Below are 22,454 nucleotides of genomic sequence, written 5' to 3'. Positions count from 1 at the left end.
CCGCCGGGTGGCCGGGTAGTCCGGCGTGAGCCCTGGTGAGGGCCGGGGTGGTGGCGGCGTCTTCGGCCGGCGGGGCCCCGGGTGGCTGCGGCGGTGCCGTGCTTTCGGTGTTCCGGTGTTCTGGTGTTCCCCGTGTGTGGTCAGCGGGTGCGGCGCAGGGCGGCGAACCAGCGGCGGGCGTGGTGCCAGACGTCGGTGACGGTGTAGCCGGCGGGGTGGGCCAGGCGGGTGATGTCGTCGGCCGAGACGCTGGCCCAGGGGAACCAGGGGCCGGTGGTGGTGGCGGTGCGCAGCCGTACCTGGCCGGCTCGGCTGGGAGTGCCGGGCGGGTGGAGTTCGGTGATGAGGTCGCCGCCGGGGCGAAGGAGTTGGGCGGTTCGGTGGAGCAGTGCGGTGGGGTGGCCGCCGATGCCGATGTTGCCGTCGGCGAGCAGGGCGGTGGCCCAGCGTCCGCTGCCGGGGATGCGGTCGAAGATGTCGCGGCACAGGGCGAGGCCGCCGGCGCGGCGGGTGAGCCGGACGGCGTGCGGGGTGATGTCGATGCCGAGGGCCGGGACGGCGCGGCGGGTGAGGGCGATGGTGAGGCGGCCGGGGCCGGATCCGATGTCGAGGGTGGGGCCGGTGCAGCGGTCGAGGATGGTGTGGTCGCCGTCGATGGGGTGGAGCCAGCGGTGGGCGTCCAGGGGGTGGGTGGTGCCGTCGAGGTGTTCGATCTCGGTGGTGGTTCCGGTGAGGGATCCGGTGTAGAGGTCGCCGATCATCGCGGGGTGGGGGTGCCGGCCGGGCGGCGGGTGATGGGGCGGTCATGGGGGCTGGTGCCCGTGCCCGGACCGGTGGAGGTGCCGGTGGAGGTGAGGGCGGTGTGGGCGGCGGCGAAGCGGGTGCCGGGGGCGTGTGCGGCGACGTGGGCGGCGTCGTCGGCGGTGTCGATGTCGGTGAGTTCGGGGAGGTGGGCGGCGGTGAGGCCGGCCTCGGTGAGGCGGTGGAGCAGCGCGGCGCCGGTGGTGGGGGTGGACATGGGGACGCCGAGCAGGAGGCGGGGGTCGGGGTGGCGCAGGCCGAGGAGCCAGAAGCCGCCGTCGGTGGCCGGGCCGTAGACCGCGTCGTGGTCGTGGAGCAGGGTGGTGGCGGTGGTGAGCAGGTGGGGGGTGATCTGGGGGGTGTCCATGCCGATGAGGACGGCGGGGGCGGGGTGCAGGCGGTGGGCGTCGGTGAAGGCGGCGGCGAGGCGCTGGTCGAGGGTGTGACCGCGCTGGGCGATGACGGTGATGCCGGGGGGCAGCCAGGGGCCGGGTAGTCCGTCGAGGGCGAGGACGCGGTGGGCGGCGGGGGTGGCGGTGACGGTGTGGAGGGTGTCGGTGAGGGCGGCGGTGGCCAGTTGGGCGGCCTGGGCGGGGAGGTAGGGCGGGGTGAGGCGGGTCTTGACGCGGCCGGGGAGGGGTTCTTTGGCGATGACGATGATCTGGGTGGGGGTCATGCGGTCTCCGTCATGACGCGGCGCATGTCGGCGATGGCGCGCATGGTGCCGCGCACGGTGCCGGTGACCTTGGAGCGGCCACGGCGGGGCAGGTGGCGGACGGGGGTCTCGGTGATGCGCCAGCCGGCGCGGGCGGCTTTGAGGACCATTTCGAGGGGGTAGCCGAAGCGGCGGTCGGTGAGGTTGAGGTCGAGGAGGGCGGTGCGGCGGCAGGCGCGCATGGGGCCGAGGTCGTGGAGGGGGGCGCCGGTGTGGCGGCGCAGGTGGGCGGCGAGGGCGGCGTTGGCGAGGCGGGCGTGGGGTGGGCGGGGTGGTGGGGTGCGGCGGCCGAGGACGAGGTCGGCGGCGCCGGTGGCGATGGGCCAGGTGAGGTGTGGGAGTTGGCCGGGGTCCAGGGTGGCGTCGGCGTCCATGAAGCAGATGATGTCGGCGGTGGCGGCGAGGAGGCCGGCGTGGCAGGCGGCGCCGAAGCCGCGGTGGGGTTCGGTGACGAGGTGGGCGCCGTGGTCGGCGGCGATGCGGGCGGAGTCGTCGGTGGAGCCGTTGTCGACGACGATGGCGCGGTGGCCTGGGGGGATGCGTTGCAGGACCCATGGGAGGGCGTCTTGTTCGTTGAGGCAGGGCAGGATGACGTCGATCTTCATGGGGTGAACGGTAGTGCGGGGGTGGGTGGGCGGCTCTTACGAAGTGGTGACGTGTGTTCACCGGGTGTGCGGGGGTGTGCGGGGGCGCCTTAGCGTGACGGCGTGATCGGTGATGGTGGGCGGGTGGCGGGACGTGCCGGTGGTGGCCGTGGGCCGGTGGCGCGGTGGTCGGGGCCGGGTGGCGGGGTGGCTGGTGCTGCCGGGGTGGGTGCTGGGGTGAGCGGTTCCGCTGATCTGCCGGGGTCTGCCGGCCGGGTGGGGGTGACCGGCTCCCCCGGCTCCCGGGGTTTGTCCGGGGCCGGCCGCTCCTCTGGTCTGGGCGGCCGGACGGGGGTGGCCGCGGTGGCGGGGTGGGCCGGGCTGCTGGTGGTGGTGGCCGTGGTGGGGGCGGTGCTGCATGCGCGGGGGGTGTTGCGGATCGATCATCTGCCGCCGCTGCACGGGCATGCGCGGGTGCCGCCGGTGGGGTTGTGGGCGGCGGTGGTGGTGGGGGCGCTGGTGGTGGGGTTTTTGCCGCGGGTGTCGGCGCGGTGGCGGTTCGGGGTGTTGCTGGGGGCGGCCTACGGGTGTGCGGTGGTGTGGGCGGTGGCGTTGGCGGTGGGGGCCGGCGGGGTGGCGGGGGTGGCGGGTCCGCTGGCGCGGCCGGAGGAGTATCTGGCGGTGTTGCCGGCGGTGGGGGGTGATCCGCTGGGGTGGCTTTCGGGGTTCGTGGTGGATCTGCCGGGTTATCCGACGCATGTGCGGGGGCATCCGCCGCTGCCGGTGCTGGTGGTGTGGGTGCTGGCGGTGGTGGGTCTGCCCGGTGGGGGCTGGGCGGGGTGTCTGGTGGTGGCGGTGGGGTGTTCGTCGGTGGTGGCGGTCGGGGTGGTGGTGCGGGAGCTGGCCGGGGAGGCGGTGGCCCGCCGGGTGGTGGCGGTGGCGGTGGTGACGCCGGCGGCGGTGTGGGTGGCGACGAGTATGGACGCGTTGTTCGCGGGGGTGGCGGCGTGGGCGGTGGCGTTGGTGGTGCTGGGGCGGCGGCGCGGGGTGGCCGGGTGGGTGGCGGTGTCGGCGGGCGGGGTGGCGGCGGGGGTGTTGCCGTTCCTGAGTTATGGGCTGGTGCCGTTCTTGCTGGTGGTGGTGGCCGCCGGGTGGGTGGCGGGGGTGGGCCGGTGGCGGGCGGTCGTGGCGGTGGCGGGGGTGGCCGGGGTGGTGGGGGTGTTCGCGGTGGCGGGTTTTTGGTGGCCGGCGGGGGTGGCGGCCACGGGGGTGGAGTGGGCGGCGGATCCGGGGGCGGCGCGGCCGTACTGGTATTTCGTGGTGGCGAACGTGGCGGTGCTGGGGTTGGTGGCGGGTCCGGGTGCGGTGGCGGGTCTTGCGGAGTTGTTTCGCCGGGTCGGGGCGGCGGGCGGCGATGGGGCGGCGGGGCCGGTCGGTCGGTGGCGGGGTGCCGGTGTGGTTCGGGTGGTTCGGGTGGTCGGGGTGGTTCGGGAGGTCGTGGCCGGGTGGGTGGCGGGGCGGCCGGTGGCGGTGGTGGTGGCAGCGGTGCTGGTGGCGGTGGCGGCGTTGGATGTGGCGGGGGTGACGCGGGGCGAGGTGGAGCGGATCTGGTTGCCGTACGCGGTGTGGGTGGGGGTGGCGGCGGGGTGGGCGCCGGGGCGGCGGTGGTGGTGGGCTCAGGTGGGGTGGGCGTTGCTGGTGCAGGGGGTGGTGGTGTCGCCGTGGTGATGCGACCGGCCGGACCGCCGTTGCGGCCTGGCCGGCGGTCGGTTCGACCTGTGCACTTGTCCCCGGTGCGGGTGGCGGCCCCGGCGGCGGGCCGGCCGTGGGGTTCCTTTGTCAGGCGAGGGGGGCGGTGGCGAACTCGGTGATGCCGTCGGTGAAGGGGATGGTGGCGGTGAAGCCGAGGTGGGTGCGGGCGCGGTCGGGTGCGGCGACGATGTGGCGGACGTCGCCGAGGCGGTATTCGCCGGTGGTGATGGGGTGGGGTCCGCCGTGTGCGGTGGCCAGGGCGGTGGCCATCTCGCCGACGGTGTGGGGGTGGCCGGTGGCGATGTTGTAGGCGGTGAGGGTGGCGGGGTGGCCGCCGCGGGTGAGGGCGGCGAGGTTGGCGGCGGCGACGTCGCGGACGTGGATGAAGTCGCGGCGCTGGGCGCCGTCTTCGAAGACGCGGGGTGGGCGGCCGGCGTGCAGGGCGGAGCGGAACAGGGCGGCGACGCCGGCGTAGGGGGTGTCGGCGGGCATGTGGGGGCCGTAGACGTTGTGGTAGCGCAGGGCGATGGCGGTGCCGCCGGTCTCGCGGGCCCAGGTGGCGGCGAGGTGTTCTTGGGTGAGTTTGGTGGTGGCGTAGGCGTTGCGGGGGTCGGTGGGGGCGTCTTCGTTGATGGTGGCGGGGTTCAGGTGGTGGTCGCCGTGGGGGCAGCGGGGGTCGAAGGCGCCGCGGGCGAGGTCGTCGGGGTCGCGGGGGCGGGGGCGGACGGGGCCGTGGTCGGGGCAGGTGTAGGCGCCTTCGCCGTAGACGACCATGGATGAGGCCAGTACCAGCCGGGGGGTGTGGTGGCGGGCCATGGCGGCGAGCAGGACGGCGGTGCCGTGGGCGTTGGTGGAGGTGTAGTCGGGCAGGTCGGCCAGGCTGACGCCGAGGCCGACCTTGGCGGCCTGGTGGCAGACGGCGTCGGTGCCGGGCAGGAGGCGGTCGAGGGCGGTGGGGTCGCGGACGTCGGTGCCGGTGCGGATGTCGAGGGGGGTGACGTGGTGGCCGGCGTCGGTGAGCGCGGTGGCGATGTGGCGGCCGATGAAGCCGGCGGCGCCGGTGAGGAGGATCTTCACGCCGGTGAGGGTAGGCGGGGCGGGGGCGGTGGGGGCCGGTGGGTGGTGGTTTCGTTCGCACGTCGTAAGAAGTGGCCGGGTCTGGGGGTGCCGGGGTGCGGCGGGCGGTGCCTGCGGGTGGGGGTGGGCGGGCGTGTGCGGGTGGCGGGGGTGGGGTGGGTGGTGCGCCCCTGGTGGGGGGCGGGTGGGGTCGGGGGTGGCGGCGGGACGACCCCTGCGGATGAATCCGGTTTATGTCGGCTTTTTTGGGAGAAATGGGCAGGCAGTTCCCGTCCCCCGGAGAGGTCGCTGATGAGTTCCGAGGAGTCCTCTGGTCCCGCCCCGTTGTTGCCCGCGCCGGCGCCGCTGCTGGTGGTGATGGGGGTGAGCGGCTCGGGCAAGTCCACCGTCGGCACGGCGCTGGCGAAGCGGCTCGGGGTGCCGTACGCCGACGCCGACGACTTCCACAGTCCGGCGAACGTGGCGAAGATGTCGGCCGGGGTGCCGCTGGTGGACGACGATCGGTGGCCGTGGCTGCGGTCGATCGGCGCGTGGCTGGCCGACCATTCGACGGGCGGCGGGGTGGTGAGCTGTTCGGCGTTGCGGCGGGCCTATCGGGACGTGCTGCGGGAGGCGGCGCCGCAGGTGGGGTTCGTGCATCTGCACGGGCCGCAGGAGGTGGTCCGCGAGCGGGTCACCGGCCGGGCGGGGCACTTCATGCCGGCGTCGTTGCTGGCCTCGCAGTACGAGACGTTGGAGCCGCTGGGCGGTGACGAGCACGGGGTGGTGCTGGATGTGACCCGTGGCGTGCCGGAGCTGGTGGACGATTACCTGGCCGCCGCTCCCCCGGCGCGCGGGGGTGTGCGGTGAGCCCGGCGGGCGGGGCGCTGCTGGCGGCGGCGGCTCCGGCGGCGCAGCAGGCGGGCGGGCGGCTGGTGGTGGCCGCGTTGCTGGGGATCGCGCTGATCGTGGTGCTGATCACCCGGTTCCGGTTGCATCCGTTCCTGGCGTTGACGCTGGGGTCGTTGCTGGTGGGCGCGGTGGCCGGGCTGCCGATGGCCGACACGATCGAGTCGTTCGGGGACGGGTTCGGTTCGACGGCGGCCGGGGTGGGGACGCTGATCGCGCTGGGTGCGATGTTCGGCAAGCTGCTGGCCGACTCCGGTGGCGCCGACTCGATCGTGGACACGATGGTCGGCCGGTCGGGGCCGCGCAGCCTGCCGTGGACGATGGCGGCGGTGGGCGCGGTGATCGGGCTGCCGATGTTCTTCGAGATCGGCCTGGTGCTGCTGATGCCGGTCATCTTCCTGGTGGCGCGGCGCTCAGGGCTGTCGCTGATCCAGGTCGGTGTTCCGGCGCTGGCGGGGTTGTCGGTGATGCACGGCCTGGTGCCGCCGCATCCGGGGCCGCTGGTGGCGATCGACGCGTTGAACGCCGACCTTGGGGTGACGCTGGCGCTCGGGGTGGCGGTGGCGGTGCCGACGGTGGTGCTGGCCGGGCCGCTGTTCGCGCGGCTGGCCGCGCGGTGGGTGGACGTGCCGGCGCCGCGGATGTACCAGGGGCGCGGGGGTGAGGTGGAGGCGGCCGGTCCCGGGGAGGCACGGAACGCCGGAGCCGGCGACGGCGCCGACGACAGGACCGATGACAGGACCGGTGACCAGGCTGACGGCAGGGCCGCGGCGGGCCGGGAGGCCGGGCGGCGGCCGTCGTTCGCGGTGACGCTGGCCACGGTGCTGCTGCCGGTGGTCTTGATGATGGGCAAGGCGGTGGCCGACCTGGTGGCGGCCGAGGGCACGGTGGTGCGCTCGGCGCTGGACTTCGTCGGGACGCCGCTGGTGGCGCTGCTGATCGCCGTGGTGGTGGCCATCTTCACCCTCGGTGTGGGCGGCGGGATGGGCGGCAAGGGGATCGCCGGGTCGCTGGAGTCGTCGTTGCCGCCGATCGCGGGGATCCTGCTGATCGTGGCGGCGGGCGGCGGGTTCAAGCAGACGCTGGTGGACACCGGGATCGGCAAGCTGGTGGCCGGGTGGGTGCAGGACAGCGGGTTGTCGGTGCTGCTGCTGGCGTGGCTGGTGGCGGTGGCGATCCGGCTGGCGACCGGGTCGGCGACGGTGGCGACGGTGACCGCCTCGGGCATCTTGGCGCCGCTGGTGTCGGGCATGGACACCGCGCAGACGTCGCTGCTGGTGCTGGCGATCGGCGCGGGGTCGCTGTTCTTCTCCCATGTCAACGACGCGGGGTTCTGGCTGGTGAAGGAGTACTTCGGGTTGACCGTGGGCCAGAACCTCAAGACGTGGTCGTTGATGGAGACGGTGATCTCGGTGGTCGGGCTGGTGCTGGTGCTGGCGTTGAGCCTGGTGTTGTGAGCCCCGCGGGGCCGCGTCGTGGAGCGGCCCGCAGGGTGATGGATGGTGCCCTTCACGACCCTGCTGCCGCGATTTGGAGGTTTTCGCGGTTGTTGGGAGGATCGGGGGCGTTGACGGGACGACGGCGGATGGAGGCCGGGCCGGGTGGACATCGAGCAGACGGCGCTGCCGGGTATCGGGCTCAAGCACGAGTTCACCACGCACACCGGCCGGCGGCTGGCGGTGGTGTCGCACCGTGGTGGCCGCCGCGATCTGGTGATCTACGATCGGGGCGATCCCGACCGGGCGTGCGAGGCCATCCAGCTCAACGACGAGGAGGCCGACGCGCTGGTGGAGCTGCTGGGCGCGCCGCGCATCGTGCAGCGGCTCAACGAGCTGCACAGGGAGGTGGAGGGGCTGGTCAGCGTGCAGCTGCCGGTCACCGCCTCCTCCCCCTACGCCGGCCGGCCGATGGGCGACGCGCGGGTACGCACCCGGACCGGGGCCTCGGTGGTCGCGGTGGTGCGCGCCGGGCAGGTGCACACCAGTCCCACGCCGGACTTCGCGCTGGCCGCCGGGGACGTGGTGGTCGTGGTGGGCGACCCGGAGAACACCGCCGCCGTCGCCGACATCCTGTCCGACGGTTAGGCCGCGCGTGCACACTGCGGAACTTTTCATAGAGCTCGGCGGGATCGTCCTGGTGCTCGGCGTGCTCGGGGCGCTGGCGCTGCGGGCGGGCATCTCCCCCATCCCGTTGTATCTGGTGGCGGGGCTGGCGTTCGGGCAGGGCGGCATCCTGCCGCTGGCGACCAGCGAGGAGTTCGTGGCGGTCGGCGCCGAGCTCGGCGTGGTGCTGCTGCTGCTCACCTTGGGCCTTGAGTACAACGCCGACGAGCTGGTGGCGAGCCTGCGCGGCAACGCCGGCGGCGGGCTGGTGGACCTGGTGCTGAACGCGGCACCGGGCGCGGCGGTGGCGCTGCTGCTGGGGTGGGGGCCGGTGGCGGCGGTGGCGATGGCCGGGGTGACCTACGCCACCTCCTCCGGGATCACCGCCAAGGTGCTGTCTGATCTGGGGTGGATCGGCAACCGGGAGACCCCGGTGGTGCTGTCGCTGCTGGTGTTCGAGGATCTGACGATGGCGCTGTACCTGCCGGTGCTGACGGCGATCCTGGCCGGGGTGAGCCTGGCGGCGGGGGCGACGACGGTGGCGATCGCGCTGGGCACCGCCGGGGTGGTGCTGGTGGTCGCGCTGCGGTTCGGCGGGGTGATCGCCTCGTTCGTGGCCAGCCCGAACTCTGAGGTGCTGCTGCTCAAGGTGGTGGGGCTGGCGCTGCTGGTGGCGGGGGTCGCCCAGCAGTTGCAGGTGTCGGCGGCGGTGGGCGCGTTCCTGGTGGGCATCGCACTGTCGGGTGAGCTCGCGCACGAGGCGAGGGCGCTGCTGATTCCGCTGCGGGACCTGTTCGCGGCGGTGTTCTTCGTGTTCTTCGGGTTGCAGACCGATCCGACGGCGATCTGGCCGATGGCGGGGCTGGCGGCGCTGCTGGCGGTGGTGAGCATGGTGACCAAGCTGGCGACAGGGGTGTTCGCGGCGCGGCGGGCCGGGATCGGCCGGGCCGGGCAGGCGCGGGCGGGGATCGCGCTGATCCCGCGCGGGGAGTTCAACATCGTGATCGCGGGGCTGGCTGTGTCGGCGGGGGCGCATCCGCAGCTGGGGCCGCTGGCGGCGGGGTATGTGCTGATCCTGGCGGCGTTCGGGCCGCTGGCGGCGCGGTTGCTGCAGCCGCTGATCACCGCGGTGGGGCGGCGGGCCGCCTAGCCCCGCTCCCCCGGCCGGCGCTCGGGCGCGGGCCGGGGGGCGGGACGGGGCCGCGTCAGTGCCGCCAGGTCCAGTCGCTGATCTCGGGCAGGTCCTCGCCGTGCTCGCGGGTATGGGCGCGGGCGCGCATCCGCTCGTCGGCCATGTGCTGGCGCAGGTGGGCGCAGCGCTCGCCGAGGCCGGGGACCCGGTCGATGACGTCCATGACCAGGTGGAAGCGGTCGATGTCGTTGAGCATGGCCATGTCGAAGGGCGTGGTGGTGGTGCCCTCCTCCTTGTAGCCGCGTACGTGCAGGTTGTCGTGGCCGTTGCGGCGGTAGGTGAGGCGGTGGATGAGCCAGGGGTAGCCGTGGAAGTTGAAGATGACGGGCTTGTCGGTGGTGAACAGGGCGTCGTAGGCGACGTCGGGCATGCCGTGGGGGTGTTCGGAGGGGGGCTGCAGGCGCATCAGGTCGACGATGTTGACGACGCGGACCCGCAGGTCGGGCAGGTGGCGGCGCAGCAGGTCGGCGGCGGCCAGGGTCTCCAGGGTGGGGATGTCGCCGGCGCAGGCCAGCACGACGTCGGGTTCGGCGCCCTCGTCGGTGGAGGCCCAGGGCAGGATGCCCAGGCCGCGGGCGCAGTGGGCCTGGGCCTGGTCCATGGTCATCAGGTCCAGGACGGGCTGCTTGCCGGCGACGATGACGTTGACGTAGTCGCGTGAGCGCAGGCAGTGGTCGGCGGTGGACAGCAGGGTGTTGGTGTCGGGCGGCAGGTAGACGCGGGTGACGGTGGCCTTCTTGTTGACCACCACGTCCAGGAAGCCGGGGTCCTGGTGGGAGAAGCCGTTGTGGTCCTGGCGCCAGACGTGCGAGCTGAGCAGGTAGTTCAGCGAGGCGACCGGCCGCCGCCAGGGGATCTTGCGCGCGGATTCCAGCCATTTGGCGTGCTGGTTGAACATGGAGTCGACGATGTGGATGAACGCCTCGTAGGAGGTGAACAGGCCGTGGCGGCCGGTGAGCAGGTAGCCCTCCAGCCAGCCCTGGCACAGGTGCTCGCTGAGGACCTCCATGACGCGGCCGCCGGGGGCGAGGTTCTCGTCGGTGGGCAGGCGCTCGGCGTTCCAGGCGCGGGAGGTGACCTCGAAGACGGCGCCCAGGCGGTTGGAGGCGACCTCGTCCGGGCCGAGCAGGCGGAAGGTGTCGGGGTTTTCGGCGATGACGTCGCGCAGCAGGGCGCCCAGCACCCGGGTGGGTTCGGTGGTGGTGGTGGCCGGGGCCTCGACCTTGGCGGCGTAGTCCCGATAGTCGGGCAGCACCAGCGGTTTGAGGAGTTCGCCGCCGTTGGCGTGCGGGCTGTCGCTCATCCGGCGCCGCCCGGCCGGCACGGTGGCGCGGACGTCGGGCACCGGGCGGCCGGTGTCGTCGAACAGTTCTTCGGGGCGGTAGGAGCGCATCCAGCGTTCCAGCTCGGCCAGCGCCTCGGGATCGTCGTGCACGTGGGCCAGCGGCACCTGGTGGGAGCGCCAGGTGCCCTCGACGGGCAGGCCGCCGACGGTGGCCGGGCCGGTCCATCCCTTCGGGGTGCGCAGGATGATCATGGGCCAGTGGTCGGAGGATCCGCTCTTGACCTCGTCGATCTGGGTGAAGACGGTGTCCAGGGTCTCGGCCATCAGGTGGTGGACGGTGGCCGGGTCGTGGCCGGCGACCACGTGGGGGCGGTAGCCGTAGCCCTCCATGAGCTTGATCAGTTCGGCTTCGGGGATGCGGGCCAGCACCGTCGGGTTGGCGATCTTGTAGCCGTTGAGGTGCAGGATGGGCAGGACGGCGCCGTCGCGGCGCGGGTCGACGAACTTGTTGGCGTGCCAGCTGGTGGCCAGCGGGCCGGTCTCGGCCTCGCCGTCGCCGATGATGCACGCCACCACCAGGCCGGGGTTGTCGAACGCGGCGCCGTAGGCGTGGGCCAGGGAGTAGCCGAGCTCGCCGCCCTCGTGGATCGAGCCGGGGGTCTCGGGGGCGGCGTGGCTGGGGATGCCGCCGGGGAAGGAGAACTGGCGGAACAGCCGGCGCATGCCGGCGGCGTCCTGGGAGACGTGCGGGTAGACCTGCGAGTAGCTGCCCTCCAGCCAGGAGTGCGCGACGGTGGCCGGTCCGCCGTGCCCGGGGCCGGCGATGTAGATCATGTCCTGGTCGCGTTCCCGGATGATCCGGTTGAGGTGGGCGAAGCAGAAGTTCAGCCCCGGCGTGGTGCCCCAGTGGCCGAGCAGGCGGGGTTTGACGTGCTCGGGGCGCAGGGGTTCGGTCAGCAGCGGGTTGTCCAGCAGGTAGATCTGCCCGGCCGACAGGTAATTGGCGGCCCGCCAGTAGGCATCGATTCGCTCCAGCTCATCCATGCCTGCCAGGGTCCCCCGGGCGGCGGGGGTTATTCCAGAGACCTTGGTCCCGCGCGGCGGCGCCGTTGCGCCCTGGGCGGCGGGCGGGGAAAAGGGGTTGCCGGAGTGTCGGTGGCGGCGGCTAGGGTGGGGCGCCGTGGCTGAGCAACCCTTGATCTTCGCCCGTGGCCTGGTGAAGCGGTTCGGTGACTTCACCGCGGTGGACGGCATCGATCTGTCGGTCGCCCCCGGGGAGGCGTTCGGGTTCCTCGGGCCGAACGGGGCGGGCAAGTCCTCCACGATGCGGATGATCGGCTGTGTGTCGCTGCCGACCGCCGGTGAGCTGCGCATCCTCGGCATGGATCCGGCGCGGCAGGGGCCGGCGATCCGGGCGCGCCTTGGGGTGTGCCCGCAGCTGGACAATCTGGATCCCGATCTGACGGTCGAGGAGAACCTCATCACCTATGCCCGCTATTTCGGCATGCCGCGCGGGCTGGCGCGGCGCCGCGCGGCGGAGTTGCTGGAGTTCGTGCGGCTGGCCGACCGGGCCGGCGGGAAGGTGGAGCCGCTGTCGGGCGGGATGAAGCGGCGGCTGACCATCGCGCGGGCGCTGGTCAACGAGCCCGACATCGTGCTGCTGGACGAGCCGACGACCGGGCTGGACCCGCAGGCGCGGCACCTGCTGTGGGAGCGGCTGTTCCAGCTGAAGCGCCGCGGGGTGACGCTGGTGTTGACCACGCACTACATGGACGAGGCCGAGCAGTTGTGCGACCGGCTGGTGGTGATGGACGGCGGGCGGATCGTGGCGCAGGGGTCGCCGCGGGCGCTGATCGCCGAGCATTCGACCCCGGAGGTGGTGGAGCTGCGGTACGGGCAGGAGTCGCCGGCGGAGGTGGCGGTGAAGCTGGCCGGGGTGGGGCGGCGGGTGGACGCGTTGCCCGACCGGGTGCTGGTGTACGCCGAGGACGGCGACGCCGCGGCGGCGCAGGCGCATGAGCGGGGGCCGGCGCCGGCCAGCGTGCTGGTGCGCCGCTCCACGCTGGAGGACGTGTTCTTGCACCTGACCGGCCGGACGCTGGTGGACTGATGGCGGCGGTCGGGGATGCGCGCGGCGCGCGGCCGGTGTCGCCGGCCTCGACGCTGGCGGTGCTGGAGCGGGCGTTGACGGTGTACCGCCGGGTGTGGCGGGGGTCGGTGTTCTCGGGGTTCCTGTTCCCGGTGATGTTCCTGGTGGCGTTCGGCATCGGGGTGGGCGGCCGGGTCGGGCAGGTCGGCGGGGTGGACTACCTGGCGTGGATCGTGCCGGGGGTGCTGGCGGCCACCGCGTTCCAGACGGCGGTCGGCGAGTGCGCCTTCCCGGTGTTCGGTGACTTCCGCTGGACGCGCGCCTACCACGCCATGCGGGCCACCCCGGTGCGGGTCGGTGACATGGTGGCCGGGTGGCTGCTGTACATCGTGGTGCGGGTGGAGATCGCCACGGCGGCGTTCCTGCTGGTCAGTGCGCTGTTCGGTGCGTTGCGCTCCCCGTGGGCGCCGCTCACCCCGCTGGTGTGCGCGCTGGTGGCGCTGGCGGCGGCGGCGCCGATGATGGGGGTGGCGGCCCGGGTGGAGCACGACGGGTGGTTCGCGCTGGTGTTCCGGTTCGTGGTGATCCCCTCGACGCTGTTCGGCGGGGTGTTCTTCCCGGTGGAGCGGCTGCCGGCGGTGGTGCGGCCGCTGGCGTGGCTGTCACCGCTGTGGCACGGGGCGGAGCTGAACCGGGCCGCGACGCTGGGCGGCGTGCCGCCGTGGCCGGTGGCCGCGCATCTGGGCGTCCTTGTGGCCTTCGCGGCGGCCGGCGCGGTGTTGGCGTGGCGTTGCTTCTCCCGGCGGCTGGAGGACTGACCGTTGATGACGATGATGGCCGCCGCGAGGGTGGCGGGCCGGGCGGCCGGGGTGTCGCCCGGGCGGGTCGGGGCGGTGATCGCCCGCAACGTGGGGGCGTTGCGCTCGGGGCCGGCGTACTGGTGGGTGCTGCTGTCGGGGTTCTTCGAGCCGGTGCTGTACCTGCTGTCCATCGGGGTCGGGGTGGGCGCGATGGTCGGGACCATCGAGGCGGGCGGGCGGGTGATGTCGTACGCGGCGTTCGTGGCACCGGCGATGCTGGCGGTGGCGGCGATGTCGGGGGCGCTGGCCGAGACGACGTTCAACTTCTTCTTCAAGGTCAAGTACGGCCGGACGTTCGAGGCGGTGCTGGCCACGCCGGTGCGGCCGGTGGAGATCGCGCTGGGCGAGCTGGGCTGGGCGATGATCCGTGGCTCGGTGTACACCGGGGCGTTCATCGTGCTGCTGGTCGCCACCGGGCTGTCGTCGGTGGCGGGTGGCCTGCTGGCGTTTCCGGCGACGATGCTGGTGGGGGTGGCTTTCGGGGCGCTGGGCATGGCGGCGAGCACGCTGATGCGCGGCTGGCAGGACTTCGATCTGATGGCTGCGGGGCAGTTCGCGTTGTTCCTGTTCTCGGGCACCTTCTCTCCGGTGGGTGACTATCCGGCGGCGGTGCGGGCGCTGGTGGAGGCGCTGCCGCTGTATCACGCGGTGGAGCTGGTGCGCGGCCTGACGGTGGGGCCCGGCGGCTGGGCGCTGGCGGGGCACGCCGGCTACCTGGTGGTGCTGGCGGCGGGGTGCCTGGCGGTGGCGGCGCGGCGGCTGGAGCGGCTGCTGTGCCGGTGAGCGGCCGCCGCCGCGGCCGGGAAAGGTGCCGCGGGTCGGGCTCGCAGCCCGGGGGCGGGCGGGCCGGTGAGGCCGTGACCCGGGCGCGGGGGCGGGCCGCCGGCGCCGGGGTGAACCGAGCACGGGCCGGCCGGGCGCGGAGAAATCGGGTGCGGGAGGGCCGGGCGCGGCGGGTCAGCGCGGCGGGCCGGCGGGGGTGTAGGGGGTGACGGTGGTCACGGCGGCGACCGGGACGGGGCCGTAGATGTGCGGGAAGGCCTCGGCGGCGCCGGGCGGGACCTCGGTCACCACCGGGCAGCCCAGCCGGCCGGGGTCGATGGCCAGCACCACCAGCGGCTCGCTCACCCCGGCGTAGTAGCGGCCGGCCACGCCGTGCAGTTGCCGCTCGTCGGCGCAGGCGTGGATGAAGCCCTCTTGTGCCAGGGTGCGGCCCAGGGTGGAGACGCGGTACTCCCCCGCCGCCACCGCGGCCCGCCAGTCGGCGGCCAGCGCCAGATGAAGGATCGTCACTCCGCCCAGCCTAGGGGTGATGTCGCGGCCGGCCCAGGCCCTGTGCCCGCCGGTAGGCCCCGGCCTGCGCGACACCGGCGGTGGCGGCCGGAGAGGGCGGCCGGAGGGGGCGGGGGTGCCGGTCGCCGCGGGCGCGCCGCGCCCGCCGCTCCCCCGCCCCGCGGATGGGCCCGACCGGGCCGATTCCGGTCGGTCCGGGACGGGAAAGGCGGATCGGGGCGGTGCGGTGTTCGGGTTGCCACCGGTATCGAATGCGTGTTCCACTGTTGGTCATGCGTTTCGACGCCCTTCCTCTCGCCGGACCGGCGCCGCCGCCGCTGCCGCGGGTGGCCAGGCGCGCGGTGCGGCGCGTCGACGGCGCCACCACCTTCTACGAGGTGCCGGCCCGCACGGTGATCGAGCCGGTGCGCGACCTGGCCGAGCTCGGCCTGCGGCACGGGGTCAGCCCCTACCGGGGGTGCGGGCATTCGTGCCTGTACTGCTCGGCGCGGCCCGGGCACCGGGCGCTGGGCCTGGACGGTGCGCGCGACTTCGGCACCTCGATCGTGGTCAAGACCGATGCCGCGCGGCGGCTGCGGGCCGAGCTGGCCGCGCCGCGCTGGCGCGGCGAGATGGTCGGTATCGGGTTGAGCGGGGACTGCTACCAGCAGGCCGAGCAGACCTACCGGTTGATGCCGGGCATCGTGGCGGCGCTGCGGGACGCGGGCAATCCGTTCCAGGTGCTGACCAAGAGCCCGCTGGTGTTGCGGGACGCCGAGTTGCTGGCCGAGGCCGCCGAGGTGGCCGAGGTGCAGGTGCGGGTGTCGGTGGGGTTCGTGGACGACCGGTTGCGCCGGGCGGTGGAGCCGGGGGCGCCGCCGGCGCAGAAGCGGCTGGAGCTGTGCGCCGAGCTGGGCGAGCGGGGGGTGGCGTGCGCCGTGGTGATGGCGCCGGTGCTGCCGTGCCTGACCGACTCGGCCGACCAGTTGCGGGCGGTGGTGCGGCGGGTGGCCGAGACCGGTGCGGTGGCGGTCACCCCGGTGGTGCTGGCGCTGCCGCCGGGCACCCGCGAGTGGTATCTGGGGTGGCTGGCGGCCGAGCATCCCGGGCTGGTGGGACGCTATGAGGAGCTGTACGGGCAGGGGCCGCTGGCGGCGGAGTCCTACCGGGCACGGGTGGTGGCGCAGGTGGCCGAGCTGGCCCGGTTGTACGGCATCGGCGCGCGCCGGCGTGCCTGGCGGGCGCGCCGGTCGGCCGACCACCAGCTCTCGCTGATGTGAGCCCTGCCCGGTACGGGGCGGTCCGCACCGGCCCGGGCTCGGGCACCGGTCAGCCGGTGGGCGGGGTGCCGGGGCGCAGGGTGGTGGCGGCCTGGCCGGTGGCGGGGTCACGAGGGCTGGACAGGTGCTGGTGGATCATCGACCAGGAGCCGCCGGTGCGGCGCAGCACCCGCGTGCCGCGTGACCACATCTCCTGGGTGGTGCCGTCCGGGCCCGGCAGGCGTACCCGGTCCAGGCCCCAGGCAACGGCCAGGTCCCCGTCGCTGACCACGGTCATCTGTGGCACCGTCCATTCGGCGCTGCGCGGGGCGGCGGGCAGGTTGCGTGCGCAGACCTCCCGGACGGCGGCCGCGCCGCGGTACTCCAGCGGGCCGTCGTGCTCGTAGGAGACGACCTCGGCGGCGATGGGTTCCATCAGGCCGTCCAGGTCGCCGGCGGTGGTGCGCTCGAACCAGCGGTCGAACAGGGCGCGGATCTGGCGGTGGGCCTGTTCCGTGCCGGCGGTCCGGCCGGCCGGCCGCCGCTTTTCTGTGTCGCCGCCGGTGTCGCCGCCGGTGTCGCCGCCGGTGTCGGCGTCTCGGCCGGCGTCACGGCCGGGGTGGTGATCGGTGCCGGCATCCGGGCCGGGGGTGGCGGGGGCGTCGCGCAGCGGGAAGGAGTGGTGCTCGTGGGTGACGACCCAGCGGCCCGAGCGGCGGCGCAGGCCCAGCGTCAGCCGCAGCCGGACCCCGGGGGCCTCGGCAAGTCCGCCCTCGGTGCCGCAGCGCAGCAGGGCGTGGGCGAAGGCGACGTCCTGGCCGGCGGTGACGGTCAGGTCCGCCAGTTCGAACCGGGCGCCGCCGCGCTGCCAGGCCAGGAACGCCGGCCAGGCGGCGCGGTAGGCGTCGATGCCGCGCACGCCCTGGTCGGGGGGCGGCACGTCGAACATCACGATGTCGTCGTCGCGGCCGGCCAGCACGCCGGCCAGGTCGCCGGCGTCCACCGCCGCGACCCACCGGTGGATCAGTTCGGTGATGTGCCGCTCGGTGTCGGCGGCGGTAACGCCGGGGGCCGTGGTGTGGCCGGGTGGCGTGGTCATGGGTCCTCCAGGAGGTTGCCGGGGGCGGTCGCCGCGGTGGATGCCGCGCTCACCCCTACAACCCCCGGCGGGGGTGCCGACTCATCGCCGGACTCCACCCGGCTTCGCCCCGGGCCGGTCCGGGATGTGCGCGCGGGCCGCACCACCGCCCGTACGACGGGCCGCACCACCGCCCGTACCGGCCGGTGGTGCGGCGCGGCCAGGCCGCGTGCCGGTCGAGCGCCTTCCGCGCGGCCGGCACGCGGCCTCGGCCAGGCGGCCGCGGGGATCCGCCGGCGGTGTCCTCCGGTCCCACGGGGCCCGTCAGGTCCGGTGCGGCGGACGGCGGGCGGGGACGTGCGCGGCCGGTCAGGCGGGCAGGTTGGCCGGTAGGCCGAACGCGGCCGGGTCGGCCGACAGGAACGAGACGACCTCGGCGATGTGGTCGCCGCGCACGGTCAGCACGTCCACCCCGCCCGGGATGTAGTGGCCGCGCTCGCCGTCCCACCGGTAGGTGGCGAACGCCGGCTGGCCGTTGGCAACGGCCGGGCGGAACCGCCACCGCCACCGCAGCGGCCCGTCCGCGAGGAACGCCCTGATGGCGGCGCGGCCGCGGAACCATGCGGGTAGCGGCGGCATGGAGTACCGGGCGTCGGCGGCCAGCAGCGTGACGATGGCGTCCAGGTCGCCGGCCTGCCAGGCGGCGGCGTATCGGCGGGCCAGCTCCTTGACGCGCGGGTCGGCGGGCGATGGTGCCGGACCGCTCGCCGGCGGGCCGGGCAGCGCGCGGCGGGCCCGCTGCAGGGCGCTGTTGACGGCCGGCACGGTGGTGTCCAGCAGGCCGGCGACCTCGGCGGCGGTGAAGCCGATCACCTCGCGTAGCAGCAGCACCGCGCGCTGGCGGGCGGGCAGGTGCTGCACGGCGGCGACGAAGGCCAGCTCCAGGCCCTCGCGGGCCACCAGCGTGTCCTCCGGGGCGCCCTCGGCGGCAGGGGGGCGGGGCGGGTAGGGCTCCAGCCAGCTGATCTCGGCGGCATCGGCGCCGGCGGCCAGGCCGGTGGGCAGCTCCCGCCGGCGCCGCCGCTCGATCATGGTCAGGCACCGGTTGGTGGCGATCCGGTAGAGCCAGGCGCGGGCCGTGCCGCGCTCGTCGTAGCCGTCCAGGCCGCGCCAGGCGCGCAGCAGCGTCTCCTGCAGGGCGTCGTCGGCGTCGTGCGCCGAGCCGAGCATCCGGTAGCAGTGGGCGTGCAGTTCGGCCAGGAAGGGTCCGACCAGCGCCTCGAAGGCGTCGCGGTCGCCGGGGCGCGCGGCGGGCGGGTCGGGGAGGCGAAGGTGTGCCGGTCCGGCCATGGCGGACATCCTAGGTCCGCCCGGGCGTTGCCGGGCCGGGAGGGGGCGTGCCAGAGTGTCGGGGTGATCGCGCACAGACCGCTCACCGAGGTGCCGGTTCCCGGGCCGATCGCCGCGATCGCCGGCGGGGACGAGGTGCGCGCGGTGTGGCGCAACGAGCGGGACGGGCTGACGTTCGAGCTCACCGGGCCGCACCGGCGTCGGTTCGCCAAGTGGGCGCCGGCGGGCAGCGGGCTTGACCTGGCCGCCGAGCGGGAGCGGCTGGCGTGGGCGGTGGAGTTCACTGCGGTGCCGCGGGTGCTGGAGTGGGGGTCGGGGCAGGGCGGTGAGTGGCTGGTGACCGCGGCGCTGCCGGGTGACAGCGCGGTGTCGGGGCGCTGGCCGGCCGATCCGGCGCCGGTCGTGGCCGCGATCGGGCACGGGCTGCGGGCGTTGCACGAGGCGCTGCCGGTGGCGTCCTGCCCGTTCTCCTGGGGCGTGCCCGAGCGGGTGGCCCGGGCCCGGGCCGCCGGGCCGCAGGACGCCGAGCGGGTCGGCTACGGGGGGCTTTCGCCGGCCGAGGCGCTGGCGGCGCTGGAGCGGGTGCCGCCGGTGGACCGGGCGGTGGTGTGCCACGGCGACGCGTGCGCGCCCAACACGCTGGTGGACGGCGCCGGGCGGTGGGTGGGGCACGTGGACCTGGGCGAGCTCGGGGTGGCCGACCGGTGGGCGGATCTGGCGGTGGCGAGCTGGAGTCTGGACTGGAACTACGGGCCGGGGTGGGAGCCGCTGCTGCTGGAGTCCTACGGGGTGGCGGCCGACCCCGAGCGGATCGCCTACTACCGGCTGTTGTGGGACATGACCCCCTGAGCGGTGCCGCGCCCCCGACCGGCGACGCGGGCGATGCGGGCGGGCGGTCAGGGTTGGTGCACAGGCCGGGCGGCGGGCGCCGGGGTCGCCACCGCCCGGCCTGTCATCGTGATCACTACGTCAGGAGAGCGGGGTTCGACATGAACAAGGCGACGGGCGCCATGGCGGGAATCCTGGCCGGCCTGTTATCGGTCCAAGGATGCGCGACCGGTGAGCGGCCGCCCGGGCCCTCCCCGACCGGTTCCTCCGCCGGGGCCGGTGCCGGGAAGGGTGCGGGAGCGGGGCCGGACTCCACGGCGGGTACGCCGTCACCGGCCTCCTCGCCGGGAGTGGGCACGGCGCTGGGGGTTCGGCCGCTGGCGGTGGGCGAGCGGGTGAGGGTGGAGCTGACGGCGCTGGACCGCGTCTCGCCGCGGCGGGTCGTGGCCCGCCTGCGGGTGCGCAACGACCAGGACGAGGAGTACGTCTTCGGCGCGTCGCTGAGCATCCCGTGGAACAGCACGCGGGTGAACTCCAACAACATCGGCGGCGTCTCGCTGGTGGACGGCAAGAACGGCAAGCGGTACTTCCCGCTCGGATACCGTGACCTGTCGTGCCTGTGCACGCGCGGCTGGCCGCGGATCAAACCCCATGCCTCGGTTGATCTGGTGGCCGTCTTCCCCGCGCCGGCCGCCGACGTGACGCACCTGGACGTGCTCTTCCCGCCCGCGCCCCCCTTCCTTGACATCCCGCTGGGCAGCGCCAGGCCCGAACCGCTGACCGTCGACGACTCCGGGAATGACCCGGTCGATCCCGACTCCGCCCGGGCCGGCGCGCCTGAAGTGCTGTCCCTGGTCGAGCAGGTGGACGACGCGGTCAAGTCACGCGATGACGACGGCGAGCGGCTGACCGTGCGGCTGTCGACGGACGTGCTGTTCGCGGTGAACAAGGCCAAGCTCACCGCGCGGGCGCGGCAGGCGCTGCAGCAGGTGGCGGCCGAGATCGACCGCTCTCCCGGTGATCGGGTCACCATCGAGGGCCATGCCGACAGCACCGGCACCGACGCCATCAACGATCCGCTGTCCACCCGCCGCGCCCGCAGCGTGCGGGCGGCACTGGGCCGGTTGGTGACGCGATCCGGTCTGGACTACCGGGTGCGCGGCTACGGCTCACACCGCCCCATCGCCGACAACGACAACGCCGAAGGCCGCCGCGTCAACCGCCGCGTGAGCGTCATCTTCGCCCGTCCCCGGCCCGCCGCCACCCCCGTACCGGTCCCCCCGACGCGATCGTCGGGCCGCACCGGACAGGCGGGCCTGCCCGTCATCGGCACCGCCCCGGCCGGCTCGGCGCCCTGGATCATCGGCCCGGAGTACTGGCCGAAACGCGCTGAGGTCCGTATCAATGAGCTCAAGCGTGACATGTACGGATATGTGGCTCTCACCTGGACGGTCCGCAACGATGACGAGCGGCCGCTCAACGTCTGGAGCTCCTCCCACGACCACAGCGGCCTTTACGCCGAGGTGACCACGAGCACCAGCGCCGCCTTCCTGGCCGACGGGGACCGGCGTTACCGCGCGCTGCGCGACGATCGCATTCGCCTCGCCCTCGGCCCCAACCTGCACAGCACCGACCGCGACCAGTACCTGGTGGAAAAGGGGGAGGAGTACACCCTGTGGGCGATGTTCAAGCTTCCCTCGCAGACGGCCAGGGTCACGGTCCACATCCCGGGATTCCAGCCGGTCGCCGAGGTGCCCGTCTCCTGAGCGTGGTCTGAGGCCGGCGGCCACGTCCACGGGCCGCCGGCGGGCCGCTCGGTGGCGGCGGTGCGGGTCCGGTGGGCGTCGCCGCACCGGTCCGGCTCGCCGGGGCGAGGCGGCCGGGCGGAGTGGGTCAGCCGGTGACCTTCAGGGCGCTGCCCTTCTTCCACTGCTTGAAGGGCATCTGCCAAAAGCCCCAGCCGTTGTTCCATTCAAGGGCCCGGTTGGTGCCCTTGATGACGACCACGTCGCCGCGGTGGAAGTTCTCGTAGTACCAGCGGGCCTGGTCGGGGCGGGCGTTGAGGCAGCCGTGGCTGACGTTGGCCCGGCCCTGGGAGCCGACCGACCAGGGGGCGCTGTGCACGTACTCGCCGCTGTTGGAGATGCGCACCGCGTGGTTGACGACCTCCTTGTAGTAGCCGGGGTCGCCCTCCTTCTTGCCCGGGGAGATCATGGTGACCGGGTTGCCGCGCTCCATGGTGAGGTGGACCCCGGAGGTGGTGGTGTACTCGCGGGTGGTGGCCTTGCCGGCGCTGATCGGCATCCGCTTGACGACCTTGCCGTCCCGGCGGACGACCATGGTGTGGGTGCGGGTGTCGGCGGTGCTGATCCAGGCGGCGCCGATCTTCATGGTGGCGGTGTAGTTCTTCACGCCCCAGGTGTCCTTGCCGGATTTGACGCCCTGCAGGCGGGCGGTGAACTTCACCTTCTGGTGGGCGGGCCAGTATTTGGCGGGCCGGTAGATGGCCAGGGAGTCGTCGATCCACCGCCAGGCGCCGGTGGTCTTCTTCTCGGCGGTGACGGTGAGGGACTTCTCCACCGCCTTGCGGTCGCCGACCGGCCGGGTGAACCGCACCATGATCGGCATGCCGACGCCGACGGTCTCGCCCTTGACGTTGGGGGTGATGTCGGCGATGCGGAGTTCCTGGGCGGGTTTGAGGGTGGTGAAGGTGCTGGTCACCGTGGCCGGTCCTCCGGCGCCTTCGGCCTTGGCGGTGACGGTGTACTTGGTGGCCGGCTTGAGCGGGCCCTTGAAGACCCAGCGGGTGCGCTCGGCGTCATAGGTGCCCTCGGCGGCGACGGTCTTGCCGCCGGCCTGCAGGGTGACCTCCTGCAGGGTGCCGCCGCCGGCGGTGACCTCGACGCCCTTGTCGGGGCGGACCTTGGCGGCGCCCTTGGCGGGGGTGACGGTGATGGCGGGGGCGGGCGTCGGGGGCGCCTGGGTCTCCCCCGCGGCGCCCGGCGGCGTGCCCGTGCCGCCGGTGGAGCCCGAGCATGACGCGGTCAGCGCGGCGGCCGTCGCGACGGCCAGGGCGGCGATCGGAGTCCTCAGACGCTGACGGTTGTCCCGCACAGACCTCTCCCCCACAGCGGCAAAGTGCATTAAAAAAACCCTAATAGGGATTGGCACCTGGTCGCGCAGGTTTCGTCCGACTTAGAGCACATTTCGACAACGAGCCTGGGTACGCGCCCCGAAAAGAGTCCGCCCGGCGCGGCCGCTCAGGCCTGCCGGCCGCCGGGTGATCGGCGAAAGCGCGCGGGAGGGGCGCGTGCCGGATGAC

General features: G+C 74.2%; 20 protein-coding genes. 11 read left to right on the top strand and 9 right to left on the bottom strand.

Annotated features, from left to right (window positions below):
* Positions 1 to 140: 140 nt before the first annotated feature.
* The 3 genes from Sru01_RS14905 to Sru01_RS14895 are packed head-to-tail and all read right to left on the bottom strand — an operon-like array spanning position 141 to position 2,121.
* Entirely contained in the window at positions 141 to 761 is a 621-nt protein-coding gene (locus tag Sru01_RS14905) for a class I SAM-dependent methyltransferase (RefSeq protein ID WP_203985085.1), read from the bottom strand.
* Positions 758 to 1,477, bottom strand: coding sequence for a TIGR04282 family arsenosugar biosynthesis glycosyltransferase (locus Sru01_RS14900; protein ID WP_203985084.1), 720 nt, complete (start codon positions 1,475 to 1,477; stop codon positions 758 to 760). Before Sru01_RS14900 ends, Sru01_RS14905 begins: the two co-directional genes overlap by 4 nt.
* A complete protein-coding gene (locus tag Sru01_RS14895) occupies positions 1,474 to 2,121 on the bottom strand; it encodes a glycosyltransferase family 2 protein (RefSeq protein ID WP_203985083.1) in 648 nt (215 codons plus the stop codon). Before Sru01_RS14895 ends, Sru01_RS14900 begins: the two co-directional genes overlap by 4 nt.
* Positions 2,122 to 2,463: 342 nt before the next feature.
* On the opposite strand from Sru01_RS14895, the gene Sru01_RS14890 reads away from it, so the two are divergent.
* On the top strand, positions 2,464 to 3,828 hold the full coding sequence (locus tag Sru01_RS14890) for a hypothetical protein (protein ID WP_203985082.1): 1,365 nt from the start codon (positions 2,464 to 2,466) through the stop codon (positions 3,826 to 3,828).
* A 111-nt stretch (positions 3,829 to 3,939) separates the two neighbouring features.
* Here Sru01_RS14890 and Sru01_RS14885 read toward each other — a convergent pair whose 3' ends face one another.
* Positions 3,940 to 4,929: an NAD-dependent epimerase/dehydratase family protein gene (locus tag Sru01_RS14885; RefSeq protein WP_203985080.1), complete on the bottom strand. Its 990-nt coding sequence runs from the start codon at positions 4,927 to 4,929 to the stop codon at positions 3,940 to 3,942.
* Between the two features lie 291 nt (positions 4,930 to 5,220).
* On the opposite strand from Sru01_RS14885, the gene Sru01_RS14880 reads away from it, so the two are divergent.
* From Sru01_RS14880 to Sru01_RS14865, 4 genes are all read left to right on the top strand, one after another.
* Complete coding sequence (locus Sru01_RS14880) at positions 5,221 to 5,778, top strand: gluconokinase (RefSeq protein ID WP_203985078.1); 558 nt, start codon at positions 5,221 to 5,223, stop codon at positions 5,776 to 5,778.
* Complete coding sequence (locus Sru01_RS14875) at positions 5,775 to 7,274, top strand: GntP family permease (RefSeq protein WP_203985076.1); 1,500 nt, start codon at positions 5,775 to 5,777, stop codon at positions 7,272 to 7,274. Before Sru01_RS14880 ends, Sru01_RS14875 begins: the two co-directional genes overlap by 4 nt.
* 144 nt (positions 7,275 to 7,418) lie before the next feature.
* The gene (locus tag Sru01_RS14870; protein WP_203985074.1) at positions 7,419 to 7,901 is read left to right on the top strand and encodes a cation:proton antiporter regulatory subunit; all 483 of its coding nucleotides are present in this window, start codon (positions 7,419 to 7,421) and stop codon (positions 7,899 to 7,901) included.
* Positions 7,902 to 7,908: 7 nt separating this feature from the next.
* Entirely contained in the window at positions 7,909 to 9,069 is a 1,161-nt protein-coding gene (locus Sru01_RS14865) for a cation:proton antiporter (RefSeq protein WP_203985072.1), read from the top strand.
* Positions 9,070 to 9,124: 55 nt separating this feature from the next.
* Here the strand turns inward: Sru01_RS14865 and Sru01_RS14860 are convergent, their stop codons facing one another.
* Positions 9,125 to 11,440 (bottom strand): phosphoketolase family protein, encoded by a 2,316-nt coding sequence (locus Sru01_RS14860; protein WP_203985070.1) that lies wholly within the window; start codon positions 11,438 to 11,440, stop codon positions 9,125 to 9,127.
* 136 nt (positions 11,441 to 11,576) lie between these two features.
* Here Sru01_RS14860 and Sru01_RS14855 point away from each other — a divergent pair, with 136 nt between their 5' ends.
* From Sru01_RS14855 to Sru01_RS14845, 3 genes are read left to right on the top strand one after another with little or no spacing between them, the layout of a single operon-like run.
* Complete coding sequence (locus tag Sru01_RS14855) at positions 11,577 to 12,506, top strand: ABC transporter ATP-binding protein (RefSeq protein WP_239137431.1); 930 nt, start codon at positions 11,577 to 11,579, stop codon at positions 12,504 to 12,506.
* The gene (locus tag Sru01_RS14850) at positions 12,506 to 13,303 is read left to right on the top strand and encodes an ABC transporter permease (RefSeq protein ID WP_203985068.1); all 798 of its coding nucleotides are present in this window, start codon (positions 12,506 to 12,508) and stop codon (positions 13,301 to 13,303) included. Before Sru01_RS14855 ends, Sru01_RS14850 begins: the two co-directional genes overlap by 1 nt.
* 6 nt (positions 13,304 to 13,309) lie before the next feature.
* The gene (locus Sru01_RS14845; RefSeq protein ID WP_203985067.1) at positions 13,310 to 14,128 is read left to right on the top strand and encodes an ABC transporter permease; all 819 of its coding nucleotides are present in this window, start codon (positions 13,310 to 13,312) and stop codon (positions 14,126 to 14,128) included.
* A gap of 174 nt (positions 14,129 to 14,302) precedes the next feature.
* On the opposite strand, the gene Sru01_RS14840 is transcribed toward Sru01_RS14845, so the two are convergent.
* Entirely contained in the window at positions 14,303 to 14,638 is a 336-nt protein-coding gene (locus tag Sru01_RS14840; protein ID WP_203985066.1) for a DUF952 domain-containing protein, read from the bottom strand.
* 272 nt (positions 14,639 to 14,910) lie between these two features.
* Between Sru01_RS14840 and Sru01_RS14835 the strand changes: the two genes are divergently transcribed.
* Positions 14,911 to 15,897, top strand: coding sequence for a radical SAM protein (locus Sru01_RS14835; RefSeq protein WP_203985065.1), 987 nt, complete (start codon positions 14,911 to 14,913; stop codon positions 15,895 to 15,897).
* Positions 15,898 to 15,946: 49 nt separating this feature from the next.
* On the opposite strand, the gene Sru01_RS14830 is transcribed toward Sru01_RS14835, so the two are convergent.
* Both Sru01_RS14830 and Sru01_RS14825 read right to left on the bottom strand, forming a co-directional pair.
* Entirely contained in the window at positions 15,947 to 16,975 is a 1,029-nt protein-coding gene (locus tag Sru01_RS14830) for a YybH family protein (RefSeq protein WP_203985063.1), read from the bottom strand.
* 348 nt (positions 16,976 to 17,323) lie between these two features.
* Positions 17,324 to 18,304 (bottom strand): RNA polymerase subunit sigma-70, encoded by a 981-nt coding sequence (locus Sru01_RS14825; RefSeq protein WP_203985062.1) that lies wholly within the window; start codon positions 18,302 to 18,304, stop codon positions 17,324 to 17,326.
* 63 nt (positions 18,305 to 18,367) lie between these two features.
* On the opposite strand from Sru01_RS14825, the gene Sru01_RS14820 reads away from it, so the two are divergent.
* Entirely contained in the window at positions 18,368 to 19,153 is a 786-nt protein-coding gene (locus Sru01_RS14820) for an aminoglycoside 3'-phosphotransferase (RefSeq protein WP_203985061.1), read from the top strand.
* A gap of 329 nt (positions 19,154 to 19,482) precedes the next feature.
* Positions 19,483 to 20,898, top strand: a complete 1,416-nt coding sequence (locus Sru01_RS14815) for an OmpA family protein (RefSeq protein ID WP_203985060.1) — start codon at positions 19,483 to 19,485, stop codon at positions 20,896 to 20,898.
* Positions 20,899 to 21,025: 127 nt separating this feature from the next.
* Here the strand turns inward: Sru01_RS14815 and Sru01_RS14810 are convergent, their stop codons facing one another.
* Positions 21,026 to 22,246: a L,D-transpeptidase gene (locus Sru01_RS14810; RefSeq protein WP_239137430.1), complete on the bottom strand. Its 1,221-nt coding sequence runs from the start codon at positions 22,244 to 22,246 to the stop codon at positions 21,026 to 21,028.
* Between the last annotated feature and the right edge of the window lie 208 nt (positions 22,247 to 22,454).

The organism is Sphaerisporangium rufum, from assembly GCF_016863395.1.
Classification (GTDB): domain Bacteria; phylum Actinomycetota; class Actinomycetes; order Streptosporangiales; family Streptosporangiaceae; genus Sphaerisporangium; species Sphaerisporangium rufum.
This window is presented reverse-complemented; position numbering and strand designations above follow the sequence as displayed.

Excerpts from the sequence above, each read along its gene's own strand:
- Sru01_RS14830 (WP_203985063.1), bottom strand. The coding sequence starts at position 16,975 with ATGACCACGCCACCCGGCCACACCACGGCCCCCGGCGTTACCGCCGCC.
- Sru01_RS14895 (WP_203985083.1), bottom strand. The coding sequence starts at position 2,121 with ATGAAGATCGACGTCATCCTGCCCTGCCTCAACGAACAAGACGCCCTC.
- Sru01_RS14905 (WP_203985085.1), bottom strand. The coding sequence starts at position 761 with ATGATCGGCGACCTCTACACCGGATCCCTCACCGGAACCACCACCGAG.
- Sru01_RS14880 (WP_203985078.1), top strand. The coding sequence starts at position 5,221 with ATGAGTTCCGAGGAGTCCTCTGGTCCCGCCCCGTTGTTGCCCGCGCCG.
- Sru01_RS14860 (WP_203985070.1), bottom strand. The coding sequence starts at position 11,440 with ATGGATGAGCTGGAGCGAATCGATGCCTACTGGCGGGCCGCCAATTAC.
- Sru01_RS14850 (WP_203985068.1), top strand. The coding sequence starts at position 12,506 with ATGGCGGCGGTCGGGGATGCGCGCGGCGCGCGGCCGGTGTCGCCGGCC.
- Sru01_RS14900 (WP_203985084.1), bottom strand. The coding sequence starts at position 1,477 with ATGACCCCCACCCAGATCATCGTCATCGCCAAAGAACCCCTCCCCGGC.
- Sru01_RS14835 (WP_203985065.1), top strand. The coding sequence starts at position 14,911 with ATGCGTTTCGACGCCCTTCCTCTCGCCGGACCGGCGCCGCCGCCGCTG.
- Sru01_RS14845 (WP_203985067.1), top strand. The coding sequence starts at position 13,310 with ATGACGATGATGGCCGCCGCGAGGGTGGCGGGCCGGGCGGCCGGGGTG.
- Sru01_RS14825 (WP_203985062.1), bottom strand. The coding sequence starts at position 18,304 with ATGGCCGGACCGGCACACCTTCGCCTCCCCGACCCGCCCGCCGCGCGC.